Below are 22637 nucleotides of genomic sequence, written 5' to 3'. Positions count from 1 at the left end.
TGCGTCCCCCGACGGTTCGCAGCCGCGGCCTGGCCGGGCGATCGGCTGCTGATGACCCGACAGCCGGTGGACGTCGATGGGTGACAGGACCGGCCGTCCGCCCACACCGGCGGGCTTCTCACGAGCACGGCGGCCGGCACCACGCCGGGCAGTCCACGTGAGCGGCCCTGACCCGGACCCCGTGCGCCCGGAGCGGCGCGGGAGCCGCGCCCGGATCAGCCCACCGGCACCGGCGCGGGCACGATCGTCAGTACCTGCTCACACCAGGCCAGCAGCTCGAGGTTGCGCAGCGGTGCGGCACCGATCCGGTCCGTCTCGGTCGGCGTGCGGATGGTGATCGTGTGGGTGGACTCCCGGTAGCGGGCGCCGGGGTAGAGCCGGTTCAGCTTGAGCTGTCCGGACTCCGGCAGCGTCACCGGACCGAACCGGATGCCCTGCGGGCCGCCGATCACCTCGGCGATGCCGACCGTCCGGCAACGGCGCCGGAACGCGGCCACCGCCAGCAGGTTCTCCACCACGTCCGGCACCGGACCGTAACGGTCCGCGAGCTCGGCCCGCACCCCGTCGATCTCCTCGGTCGACTCGGCCGCGGCGATCTTCCGGTAGGCGTCCAGCCGCAGCCGCTCCCCCGGGATGTACTCGTGCGGGATGCTCGCGTCGATGGGCAGCTCGACGCGCACCTCGATCGGCTCCTCCTCCACGTCCTCGCCGGCCGCGGCACCCGCCGCCTTCTTGAACGCGGTGACCGCCTCGCCGACCAGCCGCACGTACAGGTCGAACCCGACGCCGGCGATGTGCCCGCTCTGCTCCGCACCGAGGATCGAACCGGCACCACGGATCTCGAGGTCCCGCATGGCCACCGCCATCCCGGCGCCCAGGTCGGAGTGCTGGGCGATGGTGGCGAGCCGGTCGTGCGCGGTCTCGGTCAGCGGCTTGTCGGCCGGGTACAGGAAGTAGGCGTACCCGCGCTCCCGGCCGCGGCCGACCCGACCGCGCAGCTGGTGCATCTGCGACAGGCCGAGGATCTCCGCGTGGTCGACGATCAGCGTGTTCGCGTTGGAGATGTCCAGCCCGGTCTCGACGATCGTGGTGCACACCAGGACGTCGAACTCGCGGGCCCAGAACCCGTCGATGACCTTCTCCAGCATGTCCTCGTTCATCTGCCCGTGCGCGATGGCGATGCGCGCCTCCGGCACCGCCTCGCGCAGGGTGGCCGCGATCTTCTCGATGTCGGCGACCCGGTTGTGCACGTAGAAGACCTGGCCGTCCCGCAGCAGCTCGCGGCGGACCGCGGCGGCCACCAGCTTGTCGTCGAACGCCCCGACGTAGGTCAGGATCGGGTGCCGCTCCTCGGGCGGGGTGGCGATGGTGGACATCTCGCGGATGCCGGCCAGGCTCATCTCCAGCGTGCGCGGGATGGGTGTGGCCGACATGGTCAGCATGTCGACATGCGCCCGCAGCGCGGTGATGTGCTCCTTGTGCTCGACGCCGAACCGCTGCTCCTCGTCGACCACCACCAGGCCGAGGTCGTGGTAGCGGACCGACGGCTGCAGCAGCCGGTGGGTACCGATCACGATGTCGACAGTGCCGTCGGCCAGGCCCTTCAATGTCTCCGCCGACTCGTGGTCGGAGGTGAACCGGGACAGTCCCCGCACCTTGACCGGGAAGGCCGACATCCGCTCGGCGAAGGTCGAGAGATGCTGCTGGGCCAGCAATGTCGTCGGCACCAGGACGGCGACCTGCTTGCCGTCCTGCACGGCCTTGAACGCCGCGCGCACCGCGATCTCGGTCTTGCCGAAGCCGACGTCGCCGGAGATCACCCGGTCCATCGGGACCGCCTTCTCCATGTCGGCCTTGACCTCGTCGATGGCCGCCAGCTGGTCGGGGGTCTCGGTGAACGGGAAGGCGTCCTCCAGCTCCCGCTGCCACGGGGTGTCGGACCCGAACGCGTGCCCCGGCGCCGAGGCCCGCGCCGCGTACAGCTGCACCAGCTTGGCAGCGATCTGCCGGACCGCCTTGCGGGCCTTGCCCTTGGTCTTCGCCCAGTCGCTGCCGCCCAGCTTGTTCAGCGTCGGCAGCTCGCCGCCGACGTACCGGGACAGCTGGTCCAGCGCATCGGTCGGCACGAACAGCCGGTCACCCGGCTGGCCCCGCTTGCTCGGCGCGTACTCGACCACCAGGTACTCCCGGGTGGCACCGGCGCTGGTCCGGCTGACCAGGTCGACGTACCGGCCGATGCCGTGCTGGCTGTGCACGACGAAGTCACCCGGCTGCAGTGCCATCGGGTCGACGGCGTTGCGGCGCCGCGTGCCCATCCGCGGGGCCGCGCTCGGCGCGGCGCCCCGGTTGCCGGTCAGGTCGGTCTCGGTGATCACCGCGAGCCCGGAGGACAGCAGCAGGAAACCGTCCTCCAGCCGGCCGCAGGTGACGGTCACCAGGCCGGCCGGCGGCACCACGGTCAGGCCCTCGAACGCCTGGTGCACACCGAGGTCGGCCTCGGCGAGCTGCTCGGTGACCCGGCCGGCGGTGCCGGCACCCGGCACCACGACCACCGTCGTACCGCCGGCGGTCAGCCGGTCGCGGGCGTCCTGCAGCGCCACCCCGAACTCGCCGCGGTAACTCGGCGCGGGCGAGACCGGCGCGTCCGGACCGCCGGCGGCAGCGGTGGTCTCGGTCGACGGGTCCTCGATCGGGGTGTCCAGCCCGAAGGACCCGATCCGCCACACCGGCAGGTCCGCGTCACGAGCGGAGTCCAGCACCTCACCGAGCGTCCGGTAGGCGGACTCGGCCAGGTCGATCGGCGCCTTGCCGCCGGACGCCGCCGCCATCCAGGACGCGGCCAGGAATTCCGCGCCGGTGCGCACCAGGTCCTCGGCCCGGGTCCGGATCCGCTCCGGATCGGACAGCAGCACATGGGTGCCGGCCGGCAGCAGCTCGGTGAACAGGGTGAGCCGCCCGGGCAGCAGCACCGGGATGAGCGCCTCCATGCCCTCCACCGCGACGCCCTCGGCCAGCTTGGCCAGCATGTCGGCCAGGGTCGGATCGCCGGTGCCCTCCGTGGACAGCCGGGTCGCCCGCTCCCGCACCTCCGGGGTCAGCAGGATCTCCCGGCACGGCTGCGCGACCAACTGCTCCACCGGGGCGATCGAGCGCTGGTCGGTCACCGCGAAGGTGCGCATCTCGCTGATCTCGTCGCCGAACAGTTCCACCCGGACCGGATGGTCGGCGGTCGGCGGGAAGATGTCGAGAATGCCGCCGCGGACCGCGATCTCACCGCGCTTCTCGACCATCTCGACCCGGGTGTAGGCGAGCAGGGCGAGCCGCTCGACGACCTCGGTGAGATCGATCCAGTCCCCGACCGCCAGCGTCACCGGGACCAGCTCACCCAGGTCCGGGGCCATCGGCTGGATCAACGACCGCACCGTCGCCACGATCACCTTCGGCGCGCCCGCCGGGTGCTCCTCCGGGTGGGCGAGCCGGCGCAATGCCCGCAGCCGGCGGCCGACGGTGTCCGCACGCGGCGAGAGCCGCTCGTGCGGCAACGTCTCCCACGACGGGAAGATCTCGACGTTCTCCGCCCCGATCAGGTCGCCGATCGCGCACTCCGCGACCTCGGCCTCCCGACCCGTCGCGGTGACCAGCACCACCGGCACGTCCGCGCCGCCCGCGTCCTTGCCGGTGGCCAGTCCGGCGGCCAGCACCGGCCGCAGCCCGGGCGGCGCCACGATCCGCTCGGCCGGCGACCCGGCAGCCCCGATCAGCGAACCGACCCAGTCGTCGGCGAGCACGGCGGACAGCAGCCCGGACAGCGGAGCCGACCGCTCTGCAGAGGTGCTGGTGGAGTTGATCTTGGCGGTCATCGATCTCCCGTTTCCTGACACCAGCCGGCCGTTCGACCGGGCAGGTGCACACGCCGAACACCCCCCGCCGATGCCGGACGAGGGGTACAGCGCTCAGCCTACGCGTGCACACCGACACTCGGACTGCGCCGTGGGAGCCACACATCTAGACAGATCTAAGGCTTTGTAGGACCGCGCTGTACACGACTGGATCTCGCTGGATCAGCCCGGACGGCAGGCACTCGAGGTTGTCCGGTCGACCGCCAGCGGTCGGATGGCCGGCCAGTCGGGCAAAGTCGCCAGAAGGCTGAACCGCCCGGCGACGTCGCTCGGTCCTGCCCGGGCGAGTCTGATTGCCAAGGGGCTGCTGTATGCGCCGGAGCACGGCCAGATCGCTGACACAGTTCCGGGAATGGCCGATTTCATCGACCGCCAGAAGAACTGACGACGCGAACGCCGGGCGGGAAGTCAGCGATGCGACCGGCCCACGCGGGCCGGGCAGGCCCCGTTAGTGACCCATCTCCCCGGCGGTGGCCTGGATGCGGGCGAGGCGGGTGGCGTTGGGCCAGCGGACCTTGGTCGCCCAGCCGAACTTCTCGAAGAACCAGATGGCCCGGGCGGACAGGTCGACCTGGCCGCGGAGCACGCCGTGCCGGGCGCAGGTCGGGTCGGCGTGGTGCAGGTTGTGCCAGGACTCACCGAAGGACAGCAGCGCCAGCGGCCAGAAGTTCGCCGACTTGTCGCGGGCGGAGAACGGGCGCTCGCCGATCATGTGGCAGATGGAGTTCACCGACCAGGTCACGTGGTGCAGCAGCGCCACCCGGACGAGCCCGGCCCAGAAGAACGCGGAGAGTGCGCCCGCCCACGACCAGGTGACCAGACCGCCGATGACACCGGGGCCCAGGACCGACACCAGCGTCCACACCCAGAAGATGCGGTCCTGCCGGACGATGTCGCGGTCGGCCAGCAGGTCCGGGGCGAATCGCTGCTGGTTGGTGGAGTCGCGGTCGAACAGCCAGCCCATGTGCGCGTGCCAGAAGCCCTTGGCCAGGGCCGGCACCGAGGTGCCGTAGGTCCACGGCGAGTGCGGATCGCCCTCGCGGTCGGAGAAGGCGTGGTGCCGGCGGTGGTCGGCGACCCAGATGATGACCGGGCCCTGGACCGCCATTTGCCCGGCGATCGCCAGACCCACCTTGAGCGGCCGGTTGGCCTTGAACGATCCGTGGGTGAAGTAGCGGTGGAACCCGACGGTGACGCCCATGCCGGAGATCACGTAGAAGACCGCGGCGATGATGACGTCGGTCCAGCCAAGGCCCCAGCCCCAGGCGAACGGCACGGCGGCGATCACCGCGAGCAGCGGGATCAACGAGAAGCCGTAGACCGCGATCTGCGCGGCGACGCCGCGACGGCCGTCGACGATGGGCTTCGGAGCGGCCTTGCCTGCGCTCTCCGCAACGTCCTCGCGCACCACCTTCGGCGCAACGGCCGTCGTGGGCGGGATGTCGGTGTCGATGGTGCTGGGGGTGGCGCCGGCCTGGGCTGGTGTCACGGGCTCTCTTCCGTCCGTTGCTGTTCCGGTACTCATCCTGCTCGCCGCCCGATCTGCCGTGATGCCTTCCGGGTCACCGCCGTGGTGGCTCCGGGGGGCACCTCGGCGGGTGCCCGTGCAAGGCATTCGTCACGGCGAGCGGGACGGACCGGTCGAACCGGTCACGAGCGACGCGAGAACGCCCTTGCACCGTACCGGTCCGGTGCCGTCGACGGTACGGCCCGACCGGTGAAAGTGAGGTTCGCCTTACCCGGGGATCGACCACCCCGCGAGCGACCGGACCGGCGGGTCGGCGCGGTGATCCGTGACAGAATGGCGCCGCTCGATCCGCCGTGGTGTAACGGCAGCACCTCGGATTTTGGTTCCGATGGTTCAGGTTCGAATCCTGGCGGCGGAGCGATCACCCACCGGCACGGCCCCTCGTCCGACGGGCCGTGCCGGGCTTCTTCTCCACCCCCGCCTCCGGGGATCCGGTGCGATCCGTCACCCCGTGCGCGGCGCCGCCATGGTCGCGCACTCACCCGGTCCGGCAGCCCCGCGTACCGGCGCTAGTATCGCGATCGGCCCGGACCGGCACTCGTGTCCCGGGTCCCGGTCCGGTCGTCGCCGCAGCGTCCGGACCCGCCGCGCCGGCCTGCCCACCGGCGGGACGTCGAACGCAGGAGGTCCACGCGTGCCCACTCCCCCGGCGGATCCCACGAACCCGCGGGTCGGCACGGTCGTGGTGCTCGCCGCCGGCGCCGGCACCCGGATGCGCTCGCGGATCCCGAAGGTGCTGCACCCCGTCGCCGGGCGGCCGCTGCTCTGGCACGCCGTCACCGCCGCAGCCGCACTGCAGCCGGACGACCTGGTGGCCGTGGTCGGCCACGGGCGGGAGCAGGTCTCGGCCTATCTCACCGGCGAGCATCCCGGCGTGCGCATCGCCGTCCAGGAGGTCCAGCTCGGTACCGGTCATGCGGTGGCCAGCGCGCTGCAGGACGTCCCGGACCCGAGCGGCACCGTCCTGGTGACCTACGGCGACACCCCGCTGCTGCGGCCGGAGACCCTGCAGGCGCTGGTCCGGGACCACGCCGCGGGCGGTCGGGCGGTCACCGTGCTGACCGCCGAGGTCGCCGATCCCACCGGGTACGGCCGCATCGTCCGGGACGCGGACGGCGCCTTCGCGGCGATCGTCGAGCACCGGGACGCCACCGTCGAGCAGCGCGCGGTGCGCGAGATCAACTCCGGCGTCTACGCCTTCGACGGACCGACCCTGGCCCGGCTGCTGCCGCAGCTGACCGCGGCGAACGCCCAGGGCGAGCGCTACCTCACCGACGTGATCGGGCTGGCCGTCGCCGAGGGTGCAGCTGTCGGCACCGTCTCCGCCGAGGACCCGCAGGACACCGAGGGTGTCAACGACCGGGTGCAGCTGGCCGCCATGTCCCGGGCGTTGAACGACCGGATCGTCCGCGAGCACCAGCTGGCCGGCGTCACCGTCCTCGACCCGGCGACCACCTGGATCCACTCCGGCGTGACCATCGGCGCGGACACCGTGATCCGTCCCGGCAGCAGCATCGAGGCCGGCACGGTCATCGGTGAGGGCTGCGACATCGGGCCGGACACCACCCTGTCGGCCTGTGTCGTCGGCGACGGCGCCACCGTGCTGCGGTCGCACTGCTCCGGCGCCCACATCGGACCGGACGCCACCGTCGGACCGTTCACCTTCCTCCGCCCCGACGCCCGGCTGCTCGAGGGCGCGAAGGCCGGCGCCTACGTCGAGATCAAGAAGTCGACGATCGGCGCCGGCTCCAAGGTCCCGCACCTGTCCTACGTCGGCGACGCGACGGTCGGCACCGGGGCGAACATCGGCGCCGGCACCATCACCGCCAACTACGACGGGGTCGGCAAGTACGCCACCACCATCGGCGACCACGCCTTCGTCGGCACCAACACCACCCTGATCGCACCGGTCACCGTGGCCGACGGCGCTTTCGTCGCGGCCGGCTCGACGATCACCGACGACGTCCCGCCCGGCGATCTCGCCGTGGCGCGCGGCCGGCAGCGCAACGTCGACGGCTGGGTGACCGACCGCCGACCGGACAGCCCCGCCGCGCGCGCCGCCGCCGGGCAGCCCACCGCACCGAGCCCCGAAGTGACGACCCCAGAAGTGACCGCCGCCGGAGAGGACCACCGTCCGTGAACTCGCTGTCCACCACCACCCGGAAGAGCATGATGCTCTTCTCCGGGCGCGGTTATCCCGAGCTGGCCGAGGAGGTCGCGAAGGAGCTGCAGGTCGAGGTCACCCCGCAGTCGATCTGGGACTTCGCCAACGGCGAGATCTTCGTGCGGCCGGAGCGCAGCGTCCGCGGCACCGACGCGTTCGTCATCCAGTCCTGCACGGTGCCGATCAACACCTGGGTGATGGAGACGCTGATCATGATCGACGCGCTCAAGCGCGCGTCGGCGAAGCGGATCACCGTCGTGCTGCCGTTCTACCCGTACGCCCGCCAGGACAAGAAGCACCGCGGCCGCGAGCCGATCAGCGCCCGGCTCATCGCCGACCTGTTGAAGACCGCCGGCGCACACCGGTTGATGACCGTCGACCTGCACACCGACCAGGTGCAGGGCTTCTTCGACGGCCCGGTCGACCACCTCTTCGCGCAGGGCCTGCTCACCGAGTACATCTCCGACCGCTACGGCGCCGAGGAATTGACCGTCGTCTCCCCCGACTCCGGCCGGGTCCGCACCGCGGAGCGCTGGGCGAACCGCCTCGGTGGCGTGCCGATCGCCTTCATCCACAAGACCCGGGACCCGCTCAAGCCGAACCAGGTGGTGGCGAACCGGGTGGTCGGCGAGGTCGACGGCCGCACCTGCATCGTCGTCGACGACATGATCGACACCGGCGGCACCATCGCCAAGGCGGTCATCCAGGTGCTCGAGGCCGGCGCGAAGAAGGTCATCGTCGCGGCGACCCACGGCGTGCTCTCCGACCCGGCCGCCGAGCGGCTCAGCACCTGCGGCGCCGCCGAGGTGGTGCTGACCAACACCCTGCCGATCCCACCGGCGCACACCTTCGACCAGCTCACCGTGCTGTCCATCGCGCCGCTGATCGCCAAGGCGATCCACGAGGTCTTCGAGGACGGGTCGGTGACCTCCCTCTTCGAGGGGCACTGACACCCCATCGACGGCACGGGTTTTCGGCTCGGAACAGATTCCGGGCAGACCTCACCCCAGAGTGCTGCCGAATCCCAACGTGCAGGCCGCCACCTCGGGCAGGGTCTGTTCGCGATGGATCACCACCAGCGGTGTCTCCACGGACAGCAGCACCCCCAGCTTCTTCCGCAGCTGCTTCTCGACCTGCTTGAGGATGAAGCCGTCGACCGAGATCGAGGCCCCCACACCGGCTTTGATGTCCAGGCTGGCGAACCGGCAGTCCGGATTGATGGCGATCTGGGTGCCCTTGGCGATGCCGACGGCACCGGAGACGAACACGTGCGGGCCGGCCATCGCGCTCGGCACCCCCATGCCCAGCATCAATTTCATCTTGAGCGCCACCACGTGACCCATCGCGTTGAGCGAGATCCCGTCGATGGAGTCCATGATCGACTTGTTGACGGTCAGCTCGGGCACGGTGCCCGACGTGCCGTTGATCCCCAGATCGCCCTTCAGGCCGTACGACGCCGAGGCCGACAGCGTGCTGTTCTTCGCCGCGAACGCGGTGATGAACTGCAGCGTGAAGGTCAGCTGCACGAAGAGCGGCAGTCCGCCGGTCGCCGGGCTCGGCGGGATCGGGAACGTCCAACTGATGTCGGGGGCGATCGACACCTTCTTGTTGGCGCCGCTGGGGTCCACCTCGCCCAGCCCGGCCTGCACGGCCACGTCGAACCCGGTCAACCCCTGCAGCAGCACGCTGAAGTTCTGCTTGCCGGGTGAACCTGATGCCTTGAACCGGAGATTGTCGAAGGTGAAACCGATGTCGCCGTCGACGATCAGATCGTCCTTGGTCATGGTGACGTGCAGCCCGGCATGACCCGAATCGACGTTGGGCGTCACCTTCACGTCCTTGTAGGTGATCGGGTCCTTGCCGGCGACCGGGCCGGGCTCGCCGGCGGCCGGGCGCAGCGCCGCGGCCGGGCCGCGCAGTCCACCGGGTCCGGCCGGTCCGCCCTCCTCCTCGTAGGACGGTGCGGCCGGGAAGCGCACGGCGGACATGGTGGCCGGATCGATGGCCGAGTCGAAGTTCACCTCCGGGTCCGGGACGACCTCCTCGAACGACACCGGCTCCAGGGTCACGTCCCGCACCCCGTCACCCTCGGCGATGGAGACGACCCGCCCCGCGGCCAGTGAGGATGCGAGCATCACCTTGCCCACGGCGAGGTCGGACACCCCGGCTGCGGAGGCGTCCATCGAGTAGGTGAACCCGTCGTCGCTGACTCCGCGGATGGCCGCCGGTCCGGCGGCGATCGGGACGACGTCCGGCTGGTAGCTGATCGAGGGATCCGGCCCGTAGCCGTAGAAGTCGCCGGCCGGCAGCGCCGGCGCCGGACCGGATCCGGCGGCGGCCGGTGGAGCGGCTCCGACCTTCACCGCCGTACCGGCGACGACACTGCCGCAGCCGGCGGTCAGCAGCAGCACCACGCCAACCACAGCCAGGACGCGGGACTTCCTGTGCAGCAACATGTTCCGGATCCCCGTTCGTCAGAACCGACTGAGGGCGAGCTTGGCGGCCTCCTGCAACGGCACCACGTTCTCCGCGTCGTCGGTGAGCAGCACCAGGGAGATCTGCACCCAGACCGTGCCCTTGCGGACGAAGATGTTGCCGTCCTCCTGCCACGCCTCGTCGCCGATGCCGGCGGGCTGGGTGAAGGTGTGCTTCAGCGTGTCCCGGTCGATCTGCAGGGACTTCTCCACCCCGTCGCCGACGAACACCGTCACCTGGGCGATGCCCGGATCCTCGGGATTGCCGGCGAACTGGCACATGGTCGCGGCCCCGAACTCGACGCCGGCCGGCTCCATGTCCAGCAGCGTGCGCCCGGCGAGGGTGTTCGCCTCCTCCTGCGTGAGCAGCGAGCAGGCGTCGGGCAGCGGGGTCTTCGCCGGGATCGACCCGGCGGGGGCCGAGGATTCCGGGGGCGGGGCATCGCCGGGCGCGGTGACGGTCACGGTGACCTGACGTGCCGCGGCGATCGGGGTTCCGTCGACCGCACATCCGCCAAGGACCAGCACCACCGGAAGGACGGCGAGAAACGGTCGGATCTTCACCGCACGGCTCCTGGGCGAGGTCGGGACGCGGACGGCCCGCACCCCGGTGATCAGCCGAGTGAGAAGCCTGCCCGCTTGATACACCACCGGCCGTGACCTGCGCCACGGATCCGTGGAACTCCGCGAACCGGACAGAGGCCGGTGACCGCCGACGGTTCGGAAGCACCGGGCGGGGAGCAGCGTCAAGGGATGGAGAACACGCGGTCGCGGTCGCAGTTGAACGGAAATCCTGCGTTCGTTAGACTTGATTGCAAGATAATCTTCGTCGGTGACGACCACCTGACGCCAGTCCGGCGTCGTCGCCCAGATCCGTCCGGGAGGCGACCGTGCCCACTCTGATCCCCACCGCGCCGTCGTCACCGACCGTGCTCGCCCGTTACCCGTCCGTCGCGATGGACCTCCGCGGCACGTCGCTCGCCGAGAACCGGCCGGTCGCGGCCGATCTCGGGGCCGGGCGGCTCGTGGACCCTGCCCCGGCCGACGCGGCCGACACCCTGGTGCTGTCCGCCGCCGTGGACCTGCCCACCGACCTGCCGGCGGATGCCGGCCTGGTGCTGGTCGTCGGTACGGGCGAGCTGTCGTCGTCGGTGCGCGACCTGCTCACCGGGCACGGCATCTCGGTGGACCGCGGCGCGGCGTCCGGGCGCACGCCGTCCGCAGCCTCGACCGAGCTCTCCGGCGCCGGGCTGCTGCCGCGCGGCGCGACCCCGCCGCCGGCCCCGGAGGACCTGCTGGCCCGGGTCGAACCGGGTGCCCTCCACTCCACGGCCGGGCTGCGCCACTCCGGCGGTCGGGTCGTCCTGGCAGTCGGCGGCGTTCCTGTGGCCGTGGTGATTGACGAGGATTGTCGCCGACTCGTGGTGCTGGCCGTCGACGGTGCCCGTGACGCGCTGCTGCCGCTGCTGTGCAATGCCGTTCAGTTCGCCGCTCCCCGCCGGGAGGCCGGAGCTCCCGCTGCGGTGACGGGCGCACGGACCGCCGACCTCCCCGCCTGGATCCGGCTGCGGGACACCGTCTCCCGGTTCCGGCCGCTGCAGTCCGCCGACGGCTCGGTGCCGGCCGACCGCCTCGCCGAGGCCCGCCCGCTGATCACCGACGTCGTCGACGCCCTCGCCGAGCTCGCACCCCGCTTCGAGCACGACGCCGAGTACCTGGGCGCGCTGCAGCGCGACCTCGTCCGCTGGTCGGAGCAGGACCTCGGGGTCCCCGACTTCCTGGACTCGCTGGTCACGTTCCGACCGGAGCTGCAGCGGGTCGACGGCCTCGAGCACCTGGTGCTGTTCCCCATGTACACGCAGAACGGGAACCCGGACCGGAACCTGGAAGCCGTGCTGGTGCAGGTGATCTGGCCGGATTCGGTGGCTCAGTTGGAGGCCGGCGAGTACTCGAACAAGCTCTTCGTCCCGATCCGGTTCCTCGACTTCACCGCGGGGTACGACACCAACTCCGCCGTGCTCTTCCCGGAAACCGTTGCGATGCGCGAGATCCCGCAGTTCACCTGGGGTGCCATCTTCGCCGATCGGGAGGCCGCCCGGTTCCGCCGGGTGGTCCGGGCCGCCGCGGACATCACCCGGCTCGAGCTGCCGCCGGACGCCGCCCGGCTGCTCGCCGACCAGCGGCTGGCCGAGGAGACCTTCGTCACCTGGGATCTCATCCACGACCGCACCCACATGCACGGCGACCTGCCGTTCGACCCGTTCATGATCAAGCAGCGGATGCCGTACTTCTTGTACACGCTGGAGGAGCTGCGCTGCGACCTCACGGCCTTCCGCGAGGCCGTCGCGCTCGAGCAGCAGGGCCTCCCGCAGGCGCGGCTGGTGCAGTACGCCATACTCTTCGACCGCATCTTCCGCTTCGCGATCACCGGCACCCGGGTCCGCAACTACGACGGCCTCGGCGGTCAGCTGCTCTTCGCGTGGCTGCACCAGCACCACGTCCTGCACTGGACCGACAACCGGCTGACCGTCGACTGGTCGGCGGTGACCGCGCCGGTGCTCGAACTCGGCCGCGCCATCGAGGACCTCTACTGGCGCTCCATCGACCGCCCCAAGGTCGCGCACTGGCTGGCCGCCTACCAGCTGGTGTCCGCCACCGTCACCCCGCACCCGGCCTCGGTGTGGGCGCGCGGCGCCGAGGCACTGCCGTTCGACGGCCCGCCCAAGGGCCTCACCGACGCCGTGCTGCCCGACGAGTTCCCGCTCTCGATGTTCTACGAGGCGCTCTCCCGCAAGCTCGGCGACACCGTGGCCGCCACCGCCGGCATCACCGGCACCACCCCCTGACCCCCACCCGGCGCGAGGATCTTCATCGCAGGCGCGTGTGAAGGTGTCGCCGTTGGGACCGGTGGTGCAGGAGTCGCCGACTTCGTACGCGCGGGCGAGGAAGATCCTCGCGCGCAGCGGTGCGGCACATCACTCCACCGACCGGTCGTGGGGACCTACCGCCGGTCGAACCACCCCCGACAGTGAGGGACACTGAGGACCGTGACCGTTCTGCACGACCCCGACCGCAGGGGCTTCGCCTCCGACAACTACGCCGGCACCCACCCGGAGATGCTCGCCGCCCTGGCCGAGGCCAACGGCGGGCACCAGCAGGCCTACGGCGCGGACGTGTACACCGCGCACCTGCAGACCGTGATGGCCGGGCACTTCGGCGAGGGCACGGTGACCTTCCCGGTGTTCAACGGCACCGGCGCGAACGTCGTCGGACTGCAGTCGCTCCTCCCCCGCTGGGGCGGCGTCGTCTGTGCCGAGACCGCGCACATCAACACCGACGAGAACGGCGCCCCGGAACGGATGGCCGGCATCAAGCTGATGACCGTCGCCACCCCGGACGGCAAGCTGACCCCGGAACTGGTCGATCTGCAGGCCTACGGCTGGGGCGACGAGCACCGGGCCCAGCCGCTGGTCGTCTCCATCACCCAGACCACCGAGATGGGCACGCTGTACAGCCCCGAGGAGATCCGGGCGCTGGCCGACCACGCGCACGCCCGCGGGATGGCCCTGCACATGGACGGCTCGCGGATCGCGAACGCCGCTGCCGCCCTCGGCCTGCCGCTGCGGGCGTTCACCACCGACGCCGGCGTCGACGTGCTGTCCTTCGGTGGGACGAAGAACGGTCTGGTCTTCGGCGAGGCTGTCGTGGTGCTGCCGGGTGCCGCCCAGCACGACGCGGCTGCCACCGCACTCCCGTTCCTGCGCAAGATGTCCATGCAGCTGCCGTCGAAGATGCGCTTCGTCTCGGCCCAGCTGATCGCCCTGCTCGAGGGCGACCTGTGGCTGCGGTCCGCGCAGCACGCGAACACCATGGCCGCCCGGCTGGCCGAGGCCGTCGGCGGGTTCGACGGCGTGCGGATCACCCAGCAGGTCTACGCCAACGCGGTGTTCGCGATCCTCGACCGGACCGTCGCCGACCAGCTCCGCGCCCAGTTCAAGTTCTACGACTGGAACCAGGCCACGGGCGAGGTGCGCTGGATGTGCGCGTTCGACACCACGGAGGCCGACGTGGACGCCTTCGCCGCGGCGCTGAAGGAACTGCTGGCCCGGGCCGGCGCCTGACCCGATGACCGCCCCGGCGCTCCCCGACCCGGCACTGATCGTGCTGGCGGGAGCGGCGGGGGCCGGGAAGTCGTTCTGGGCCGCGAGCCGGTACCGCAGCACCGAGATCGTCTCCTCCGACGCCCTGCGTGCGATGGTCGGCTCCGGGCCGGCTGACCTGGACGCGAGCACCGCCGCCTTCGACGTCCTGGAGCGCATCGTCACAGCCCGGATCGGCCGCGGCCTGACCACCGTCGTCGACACCCTGGGCTTCGATGCCGGCCGCCGGATCCGCTGGCGGGAGCTGGCGGCCGGTGCGGGCCTGCCCGCAGTGCTGGTGCTGCTCGACACCCCGGCGGCGTTGTGCCGCTCGCGCAACCGATCGCGGGACCGCCCCGTCCCGGCACCGGTGTTGACCGCCCAGCTCCACTCCGTCCGCGAGCTCGACGCCCGGATCGACGACGAGGGCTGGGATCTCGTGATCCGGGTGATCGACGACGGCGCCGCTCCGGCAGCTGTCGAGCTACCTGCTGATGCCGCCCCGGCCGGCCCGGGCGCCGATGGGCCGGAGGTGATCCTCCAGTTGTCCCGCTTCCCCTGGGACGCGGACCCGGCGGGCTGGCTGGCCGGGATCGCCACGGCCGCAACGGAATCCGGGCTTGCCGGGATCGCCCTGATGGACCATCTGATCCAGATCCCGCAGGTCGGTCGCGCCTGGGACCCGATCCCCGATCCGTTTGTCACCCTCGGGCTGCTGGCGGGACTGCCGGGCGGACTCAAGCTCGGCACCCTCGTCTCGCCGGTGACCATCCGGCCGGGAGGTGTGCTGGCCAAGGCGATCTCGACCCTCGACGTGCTGACCGGTGGTCGGGCGTTCTGCGGGATCGGCGCCGGCTGGTGGGATCGCGAGCACCGCGCCTTCGGCCTGCCGTTCCCGGAGCCGGGTGCCCGGCTCGATGCGGTGGAGGCGGCGATCACCGGCCTACGGGCCTGGTGGGGTCCCGGCACCAAGGCGCTCGAGACACCGGCCGTCCGACTGCCCGAGACCACGTGCTATCCAAGGCCTCTCGGATCGCCGCCGATCATCGTCGGCGGGACCGGACGCCGCACCCTGCGGATCGCCGGGGCGCTGGCGGACGGCTGCAACGTGCCCGCGGACGACCAGCTGCCCGCCCGGATCGCCGCCGTCCGGGATGCCGCCGCCGGGGCCGGCCGGGCGCCGGCGGACGTGTCGATCACCGTGCTCGACCTACCGGTGCTCGGTGAGGACCGGGAGGACGTGGCCCGGCGGGTGGAGAAGGTGCGCGGCCGTACCCCTGCGGCGCAGTACGTCCGCCGGCACCCGGCCGGCACCGCCGCCGAGCATGCCGCCCGATACCGGGATCTCGCCGAGCAGGGCGTCTCGACGGTGTTCCTCGCACTGCCCGACCTGTACGGCCCGGACGACGTCCACCGCCTCGCCCCGCTGGTCGCCGCCCTCCGCTGACCCCACCTCGCGCGAGGATCAACTTCGCAGGCGCGCACGAAGATGGCGACACCTGCACCACCAGTCCCAATAACGGCGATTTCCCACGCGCCTGCGATGTTGATCCTCGCGCGACGGGGCTCAGGGGTGCAGCGGGTCAGGGGTGGTGGATCGGAGTGGGGGTGCCGGTGCGGACGGCGGTGAGCAGGGCGGCGAGGGTGCGGGCCTGGTCGACGGCGTCGTCGGCGCCGAACTCCTGGGGATGGTCGCCGGCGATGATGTCGGCGATCGTGGCGAACTCGATGCGGTAGCCGTCGAACAGTGACCCGGTCAGTCCGTGGACGCCGTGCGGGTCGACCGGCACGCGCTCGACCTCGGCCACCGCACCGTTCCAGCGGTGCACCTCGACCACCCCGGTCGAGCCCAGCCACGGGTCCGGGATGACGACCTTGCCAGCGGTACCGATGATCTCGAGCTCGTCCCGGCGGATCAGGTCCAGCCCGATGTCCAGCACCCCGAGCACACCGGAGGCGCAGCGGGCGGCGGCGGCGACCCGGAGGTCGTCCACCCCGGCGGAGCCGTCGGCCCGGCTCTCCCCCACCGCCACCGCGGAGATCGAGGACACCGGTCCGCCGAACAGCCGGACCGCACTGATGCAATACGCCCCGACATCGCCGACGGCGCCGCCGTCCAGCGCCGGGTCACGGCGGATGTCGTCGGGCGGCGTGGTGATGGTCAGCGCGGCCCGGACGGTCGCCACCTCGCCGATCGCACCGGAGCCGATGATCCGGCGGGCCAGCACGGTCTGCGGGTGGTAGCGCCACATGAACGCCTCGAAGAGCAGCCGCCCGGCGCGGTCCGCCTCCCGGTGGCACTCCGCCACCGCGTCCGGATCCAGCGAGAACGGCTTCTCGCACACCACGTGCTTGCCGGCCCGCAGCGCCTCGATCGTCCACTCCGCGTGCAGCGAGGGCGGCAGCGCGACGTACACCGCGTCGATGTCGTCGCGGGCCAGCAGCTGCCGAAAGTCGGCGGCGTGCACCGGGATCCCCAACTGGAGCGAGTACGCCGCGGCCTTCTGCGCGGAACGCCCGGCCACCGCGACGATCTCGGTGACCGGGTCGTTCCGCACCGCCGGGACGACGACCCGGCCGATGCCGCCGGTGCCGAGAATGCCCCAGCGCAGTGGAGTCCGCATATCCGCCATCCTGCCTCTCATCCGGCCCGGGCGCCGGTCGGCCGAGGGCCGGCCCACGGTCGACGGCGCCGCGGGAGGCACGCCGGCGGCCGGGAGCGGCCGAGCGACTGACCACCTCTCGTACCGCTACCGCCCGCCCTGCCCGCCGGGCGCCGGTCGGGAAGCAACGGCCCGCACGGACCGATCAGTCGATGGTGATCTCCCGACCACCCTCGGCCGCCGAGGCCACGACCGCGGCCATCACCTTCATGTTGCGCAGCCCGTGCTCGAAGGAAGGCACCGGGGGCAGCGCGGACGGCACGCCGGCGGCCTGGTCCAGGAAGGCCCGGGACTGGAAGACGAACAGATCGTTCTGGCCGTAGCCGACCCCCGGGAAGTCCATCGCCATGCCGCGGCTGATGAACGGGTGGTCCGGCCCGATCAGCACCTGCCGGCGGCCGTGCGTGCGGCCGACCGTCGAGGAGTCGACGAAGGAGATCTCGCTCGGCCGGTCCATGTCGAAACCGGCCGTGCCACCGTCGCCGTAGAGGTCGAAGCCGTAGGAATTCGGGTGCCCCACCGCCACCCGGGACGCGGACAGTGTGCCCAGCGCGCCGGAGGCGAACCGCAGGGTGAAGGTGACGACGTCCTCGTTCTCCACCGGCTCCACCACGTCCGACAGCGCGGCACCGGAGTGGCCCACCGCCTGACCCAGCGGCAACGCCCGCTCGGTGACGTGCGTGTGCAGCCGGGCGCCGGACACGGCGACGATCGGGCCGCACAGGTACTCGGCGGAGTCGATCATGTGGCTGCCGATGTCGGCGAGCGCACCGGACCCGGGACCACCCTTGTACCGCCAGCTCATCGGGGCCAGCGGGTCGGCGGCGTAGTCGCACCAGTAGCGCCCGTTGAAGTGCACCGGCGCGCCGATCGCGCCGTCGGTGACCAGCTCACGGACCGCGCTGATCGCCGGCGAACGGCGGTAGACGAACCCGACGCCGGTCGCCTGGTTCGGCGCCGCGGCCGCCGCGTCGACCATGGACTGCGCCTCGGCGATCGTCGGCGCGAACGGCTTCTCGCACAGCACGTGCTTGCCGGCGGCGAGCAGACCCTCCACCACCTCGCGGTGCAAGTGGTTGGCGACAACGACGCTCACGACGTCGATGTCGTCGGCCTCGGCCACTGCCTGCCAGCTGGTCTCGGCCCGCTGGTAACCGAAGCGGCGGGCCGCGTCGGTGGCGAAACCTTCGTTGACGTCGGCGATCGCGACCAACCGGATGTCCGGCAGCACCTGGTCGTAGAGGGTGGGTGCGGACCGGTATCCGGCGGCGTGCGCGCGGCCGGCCATGCCGGCGCCGATCACGGCCACACCGAGGGAATCGGACATCGTCGTCTCCTGTGGGTCGGAAGTTCCTGGAGTGCTGGGGCGGGACCGTCACGATCATTGCCATTGCATTTCTAGACCGGTCTAAATCTCGCAGGTCCATCATGGGATCGGGCGGGTTACGCTGTCAAGGCCCAGCTGCCGGAGGATCGGAGGACGTCGTGACCGGTCCCCGGGACCGCGGCGGACCGCCGAAGGCACCGACCATGCGGGACGTCGCCGAGGCGGCCGGTGTGTCGAAAGCCCTGGTGTCCATGGTGATCCGCGGCGCGGCCGGGGTCAGCGAGGACTCCCGGCGCCGGGTACTGGCCGCCGCGGAGGGCATCGGCTACCGGGCCAACCGCACCGCGAGCCTGCTGGCCCGCCGCCGGACCAACCTGCTCGGCGTCACCATGCAGGTGCGCAACGCCTTCCACGCCCAGCTCGTCGAGGAGATCCAGGCCGCGGCGGACGCGGCCGGCTACCAGATCGTGCTGTCCGCCGTCTCCCGCACCCACGACGAGCAGCGCGCCCTGGACACCCTGCTGGAGTTCCGCTGCGAGGCGCTGCTGCTGATCGGTGCCGAGCTGGCGGAACCTGATCTGGCCCTCATCTCCGCCCAGGCACCGGTGGTCGTGATCGGCCGGCGGACCGATCTGACCGGGCTCGACGTGGTGCGCGCCGCGGAGGACACCGCGATGGGCCTGGCGGTCGACCACCTGGTCGGCCTCGGGCACCGGCGGATCCTGCACGTCACCGGCGGAACCGGCGCGGTCGCCGCGGACCGGCGCCGGGGCTACGAGACGGCCATGACCTGGCACGGGCTGGCCGGCGAGATACGGCTGGTCGAGGGTGGCCACACCGAGATCGACGGCGCCGCCGCCGGTGAACTCATCGCCCGACACCACGGCCGAGCACAGGCGCCGACCGCGGTCGCCGCGTTCAACGACGCCTCGGCGATCGGCGTGATGGACAGTCTGCGGGCCGCAGGACTTGCTGTGCCGCAGGACATCTCGGTGGTCGGGGTGGACGACGCCCCGCTGGCGGCCCTGTCCGGGATCCGGCTCACCAGCGTCGGTCAGTCCCCCGCCGAGCAGGCGTCCTGGGCCGTACGGGCCGCGGTCGAACGGCTCGACGACGGGCGCACGGAACGCCGCGAGGCGGTGCTGGAACCGCGACTCGTGGTCCGGTCCAGCACCGCCCCGGTGCCTGCCTGAAACTGCGCGGGCTCAGCGCCCCAGCTCGTGCGACAGCTCGGCCAGCTCCTGCCCGCCGGCCATCTCGGCGGTCAGCTCCTCCAGCGAGACCTCCGACCGCTTGCGGTCCAGCACGCAGGCGCCCAGCTTCAGGATGATGAAGTGATCACCGACGAGGTAGGCGTGGTGCGGGTTGTGGGTGATGAAGACGACCCCGAGCCCCGCGTCCCGGGCGGCGGCGGTGTACTTCAGCACCACCCCTGACTGCTTGACACCCAGTGCGGCGGTGGGCTCGTCGAGGATCAGCACCCGGGCACCGAAGTAGACGGCACGGGCGATGGCGACACACTGCCGCTGACCGCCGGACAGCGTCCCGATCGGCTGGTTGATGTCCTTGACCACCACGCCCATCTTGCGCAGTTCGGCGTCGGCGATCTCCTTCATCTCACTGATCTTCAGCGGCGCCAGCGGCAGCCGCGAACTGCGCATCTCGGAGCCGAGGAAGAAGTTCCGCCACACCTCCATCAGGCCGACCACGGCGAGATCCTGGTACACGGTGGCGATCCCGTGGTCCAGCGCCTGCCGCGGCGAGCCGAAGGTGACCTCCGCGCCGTCCACCTTGAGCGTGCCCTCGGAGTGCGGGTGCAGCCCGGACATGATCTTGATCAAGGTGGACTTGCCGGCGCCGTTGTCGCCCAGCACGCAGGTGACCTCACCGGCGTTGACCCGGAGGTTGATCCCGGACAGCGCCCGGATGGCCCCGTAGGACTTGCCGATGTCCGACATCTGGATCAGCGACTCGCCCTTGGTGAGGGCCACATCGGCGTGTTCTGCGATGGTGTCGGTCATCTCAACTCAACCTTCTGCTGGACGTGACCTTCTTGACGTACAGGTTCACCATGACCGCGAGCAGCAGCATGACCCCGAGGAAGGCCCGGAACCAGTTGGGATCCCAACCGGCGTAGACGATCCCGAGCCGGGCCATGGCCAGGATCAGGCAGCCGATGGCGATGCCGAACGCGGAGCCGAAGCCACCGGTCAGCAGCGTGCCGCCGACCACCACGGCGATGATGTAGAAGAACTCCTGGCCGACGCCCTCGCCGGCCTGGATGACGCCGTTGAAGCCGTACACCCGGTGCATGCCGTAGAACCAGCAGAGCACGGTGACGCCCATGAACAGGCCGATCTTGACCTTGTCCACCGGCACGCCGACGGCGCGGGCGCTGGCCGGGTTGCCGCCGACCGCGAAGATCCAGTTGCCGATCCGGGTGCGCTGCAACGTCCACGCCGCGATCAGCACGAACAGGATCCACCACAGCACGGTGATCTTCAGAGTGGTGCCGAAGAACGGGATCTCGGCGGCGAAGATGGTGTTCAGCGAGGAGAAGCCCTCGATGTCGGAGGTGTTCACCGTGGCCACCGAGCCGGTGACCAGCTTGGTGACACCGAGGTTCACACCCCACAGGATGAAGTACGTGCCGAGCGTGATCAGGAAGCTCGGGATCTGCGTCTTGACCACCAGGTACCCGTTGACGAAGCCGATCACCAGCGCCAGCAGCAGGGACAGGAACGTGCCCACCCACATGTTCAGGCTGAGCTGGTAGCAGATCATCGAGGTGAACAGGCCGGTGCTGATCGTCGCGACGCCGGCGGAGAGGTCGAACTCGCCACCGATCATCAGCAGACCGACGGCGACCGCCGGGATGCCCACCACGGAGGCCTCGTAGAGCACCGTGGAGATGGAGGCCATCGAGCGCAGCGACGGCGCGATGGCGAAGAAGAAGCCGAAGATGACGACCGCTGCGATCAGCGCGCCGAGCTCCGGCCGGGCGAGCAGTCGCTGGCCGATCGGCCGGTCGACGCGGGTGGGGACGCCGCCCGCGGGGGCACCGCCGGTGGCCGGCGGGCGGTTCGGAGTGGTCGTACTCATGCTGGGGTTCCCATCGTGAAAGGCCCGGGTGGGCAGGTGTTCCCTGCCCACCCGGGCCGGATCTCATCGGGTGTTGTTCGCCGCGTACTTGGCGATCGCGTCGATGTTGCTCTTGTCGACGATGGACGGACCGGTGAGAACGGCCTGGCCGCCACCGATGTCGTTCCCGTTGGTCAGGTACAGGTACAGCGACTCCACCGACAGGTAGCCCTGCAGGTAGGGCTGCTGGTCGACGGCGAACTCGATGCCGCCGTCCTGGATCGCCTTGATGGCCTCGGTGTTGAGGTCGAAGGTGACGACCTTGGCGCTGGAGTTGGCCTGCTGCTTGGACTGCAGCGCGGCCACGGCGATCGGGGCACCCAGGGTGACCACGTAGTCGATGGTCGGGTCCTGGGCCAGCTTGGCCTGGATGGTCGAGGTGACCGACGCGATGTCGGCGCCGTTGACCTGGAGGTTCTCGGTGTTCGGGGCCTTGTCCTTCACACCGGCGCAGCGCGCCTCCAGCGCAACCGAGCCCTCGGCCTGGATCACGCAGAGCGGGTGCTTGGCACCGGCCTCGGTGATCTTCTCGCCGACGGTGTTGCCGGCGATGGTCTCGTCCGAGCCGAAGTACATCAGCGCGCCGAGTTCCTTGTACTCGCTGATGCCGGAGTTGAACCCGACCAGCGGGATCCCGGCGTCGGTGGCCGCCTTCACCGCGCCGGAAAGCGCGTCCGGGGTCACCAGGGTGGTGGCGATGCCGTCCACCTTGGAGTCGACGGCGGTCTGGATCAGCTGCGCCTGCGCGGCGGCCTGCGGGTCGTTCGAGTACTTCAGCTCGATGTTGTACCGGGCGGCCGCGGCATTGGCCCCGGACTTGATCTTGTCCCAGAAGGTGTCACCCGGGGTCTCGTGGGTGACCATGGCGATGGTGAACTCGGGCGTTCCGGAGGTGCCACCCCCACCGGCCGGCTGGGAGGCCGCCGTGGTCTGGGTCTGCGCGCCACCGGTACTGCTGCACGCGGCCAGCGCGAGTGCCGTGACCAGCACTCCGGCGATCCGCACACCCCTGCGTGCACGACTCGACATCATCGGGAGATCCTTTCATCGGTGGTGGGATCCGGCGACTCGCCGGGGCTCCGGACGCCCGGACGGGCGGGCGGAGCGGGATGCGTACCCGGAGGAACGGGACGCGGGTCTGTGGTGAGGGTCGGAGATCCGGTGCGACGGACCGGGTTGCTCTCCGGACCGATCGATCAGGTGGTCCGGTGCCGGACCGGGGTGTCCGGCCGGTGGACCGGTGCGGCCGGCCCGGTGGATCTGCTCCGGAGGGAAGGACGGACATCCGAACGGCGGACCGGC

16 protein-coding genes and 1 tRNA gene are annotated in these 22637 nt (G+C 71.2%); 8 read left to right on the top strand and 9 right to left on the bottom strand.

Features of this window, described 5'->3' with window-relative positions; genetic code table 11:
- Positions 1-215: 215 nt before the first annotated feature.
- Complete coding sequence (gene mfd / locus GIS00_RS02090; RefSeq protein WP_154766742.1) at positions 216-3860, bottom strand: transcription-repair coupling factor; 3645 nt, start codon at positions 3858-3860, stop codon at positions 216-218.
- A 253-nt stretch (positions 3861-4113) separates the two neighbouring features.
- Between mfd and GIS00_RS02085 the strand changes: the two genes are divergently transcribed.
- Positions 4114-4284: a hypothetical protein gene (locus GIS00_RS02085; protein ID WP_196073076.1), complete on the top strand. Its 171-nt coding sequence runs from the start codon at positions 4114-4116 to the stop codon at positions 4282-4284.
- Positions 4285-4347: 63 nt separating this feature from the next.
- Here GIS00_RS02085 and GIS00_RS02080 read toward each other — a convergent pair whose 3' ends face one another.
- Positions 4348-5310 carry an acyl-CoA desaturase gene (locus GIS00_RS02080; RefSeq protein ID WP_407666780.1) on the bottom strand — a complete coding sequence of 321 codons (963 nt, stop codon included), beginning with the start codon at positions 5308-5310 and terminating at the stop codon, positions 4348-4350.
- A 404-nt stretch (positions 5311-5714) separates the two neighbouring features.
- Between GIS00_RS02080 and GIS00_RS02075 the strand changes: the two genes are divergently transcribed.
- The 3 genes from GIS00_RS02075 to GIS00_RS02065 all read left to right on the top strand — a co-directional run bounded on the left by GIS00_RS02075 (position 5715) and on the right by GIS00_RS02065 (position 8541).
- Positions 5715-5785: transfer RNA gene (locus GIS00_RS02075), tRNA-Gln, on the top strand.
- Positions 5786-6061: 276 nt separating this feature from the next.
- Positions 6062-7567 (top strand): bifunctional UDP-N-acetylglucosamine diphosphorylase/glucosamine-1-phosphate N-acetyltransferase GlmU, encoded by a 1506-nt coding sequence (gene glmU / locus GIS00_RS02070; protein WP_322097363.1) that lies wholly within the window; start codon positions 6062-6064, stop codon positions 7565-7567.
- Entirely contained in the window at positions 7564-8541 is a 978-nt protein-coding gene (locus GIS00_RS02065; RefSeq protein WP_322097362.1) for a ribose-phosphate diphosphokinase, read from the top strand. The genes glmU and GIS00_RS02065 overlap by 4 nt, the downstream gene beginning before the upstream one ends.
- A gap of 51 nt (positions 8542-8592) precedes the next feature.
- Here the strand turns inward: GIS00_RS02065 and GIS00_RS02060 are convergent, their stop codons facing one another.
- Both GIS00_RS02060 and GIS00_RS02055 read right to left on the bottom strand, forming a co-directional pair.
- Positions 8593-10047 carry a hypothetical protein gene (locus GIS00_RS02060; protein ID WP_154766740.1) on the bottom strand — a complete coding sequence of 485 codons (1455 nt, stop codon included), beginning with the start codon at positions 10045-10047 and terminating at the stop codon, positions 8593-8595.
- Between the two features lie 18 nt (positions 10048-10065).
- Positions 10066-10629, bottom strand: a complete 564-nt coding sequence (locus GIS00_RS02055; protein WP_154766739.1) for a DUF3558 domain-containing protein — start codon at positions 10627-10629, stop codon at positions 10066-10068.
- A gap of 959 nt (positions 10630-11588) precedes the next feature.
- Between GIS00_RS02055 and GIS00_RS02050 the strand changes: the two genes are divergently transcribed.
- The 3 genes from GIS00_RS02050 to GIS00_RS02040 all read left to right on the top strand — a co-directional run bounded on the left by GIS00_RS02050 (position 11589) and on the right by GIS00_RS02040 (position 15651).
- Positions 11589-12911: a DUF6421 family protein gene (locus GIS00_RS02050; protein ID WP_407666779.1), complete on the top strand. Its 1323-nt coding sequence runs from the start codon at positions 11589-11591 to the stop codon at positions 12909-12911.
- Between the two features lie 192 nt (positions 12912-13103).
- Positions 13104-14186 carry a threonine aldolase family protein gene (locus tag GIS00_RS02045; protein ID WP_407666778.1) on the top strand — a complete coding sequence of 361 codons (1083 nt, stop codon included), beginning with the start codon at positions 13104-13106 and terminating at the stop codon, positions 14184-14186.
- Between the two features lie 4 nt (positions 14187-14190).
- Positions 14191-15651 carry an LLM class flavin-dependent oxidoreductase gene (locus tag GIS00_RS02040; RefSeq protein ID WP_154766738.1) on the top strand — a complete coding sequence of 487 codons (1461 nt, stop codon included), beginning with the start codon at positions 14191-14193 and terminating at the stop codon, positions 15649-15651.
- A 136-nt stretch (positions 15652-15787) separates the two neighbouring features.
- Here the strand turns inward: GIS00_RS02040 and GIS00_RS02035 are convergent, their stop codons facing one another.
- Together GIS00_RS02035 and GIS00_RS02030 are read right to left on the bottom strand one after the other, a co-directional pair.
- The gene (locus tag GIS00_RS02035) at positions 15788-16828 is read right to left on the bottom strand and encodes a Gfo/Idh/MocA family protein (RefSeq protein WP_154766737.1); all 1041 of its coding nucleotides are present in this window, start codon (positions 16826-16828) and stop codon (positions 15788-15790) included.
- Positions 16829-17012: 184 nt separating this feature from the next.
- Positions 17013-18194 (bottom strand): Gfo/Idh/MocA family protein, encoded by a 1182-nt coding sequence (locus GIS00_RS02030; protein WP_154766736.1) that lies wholly within the window; start codon positions 18192-18194, stop codon positions 17013-17015.
- A 158-nt stretch (positions 18195-18352) separates the two neighbouring features.
- Here GIS00_RS02030 and GIS00_RS02025 point away from each other — a divergent pair, with 158 nt between their 5' ends.
- Entirely contained in the window at positions 18353-19387 is a 1035-nt protein-coding gene (locus GIS00_RS02025) for a LacI family DNA-binding transcriptional regulator (protein WP_322097359.1), read from the top strand.
- 12 nt (positions 19388-19399) lie between these two features.
- On the opposite strand, the gene GIS00_RS02020 is transcribed toward GIS00_RS02025, so the two are convergent.
- The 3 genes from GIS00_RS02020 to GIS00_RS02010 form a co-directional block, all read right to left on the bottom strand.
- Positions 19400-20215 carry an ATP-binding cassette domain-containing protein gene (locus GIS00_RS02020; protein WP_154766734.1) on the bottom strand — a complete coding sequence of 272 codons (816 nt, stop codon included), beginning with the start codon at positions 20213-20215 and terminating at the stop codon, positions 19400-19402.
- A 1-nt stretch (position 20216) separates the two neighbouring features.
- Positions 20217-21296: an ABC transporter permease gene (locus GIS00_RS02015; protein WP_154766733.1), complete on the bottom strand. Its 1080-nt coding sequence runs from the start codon at positions 21294-21296 to the stop codon at positions 20217-20219.
- 63 nt (positions 21297-21359) lie between these two features.
- Entirely contained in the window at positions 21360-22364 is a 1005-nt protein-coding gene (locus GIS00_RS02010) for a substrate-binding domain-containing protein (protein ID WP_154766732.1), read from the bottom strand.
- Positions 22365-22637: the final 273 nt, after the last annotated feature.

This window comes from Nakamurella alba (assembly GCF_009707545.1).
GTDB lineage: Bacteria > Actinomycetota > Actinomycetes > Mycobacteriales > Nakamurellaceae > Nakamurella > Nakamurella alba.
Note: the sequence above shows the minus strand (reverse complement) of the source record. Positions and strands in the feature narration are given on the sequence as shown.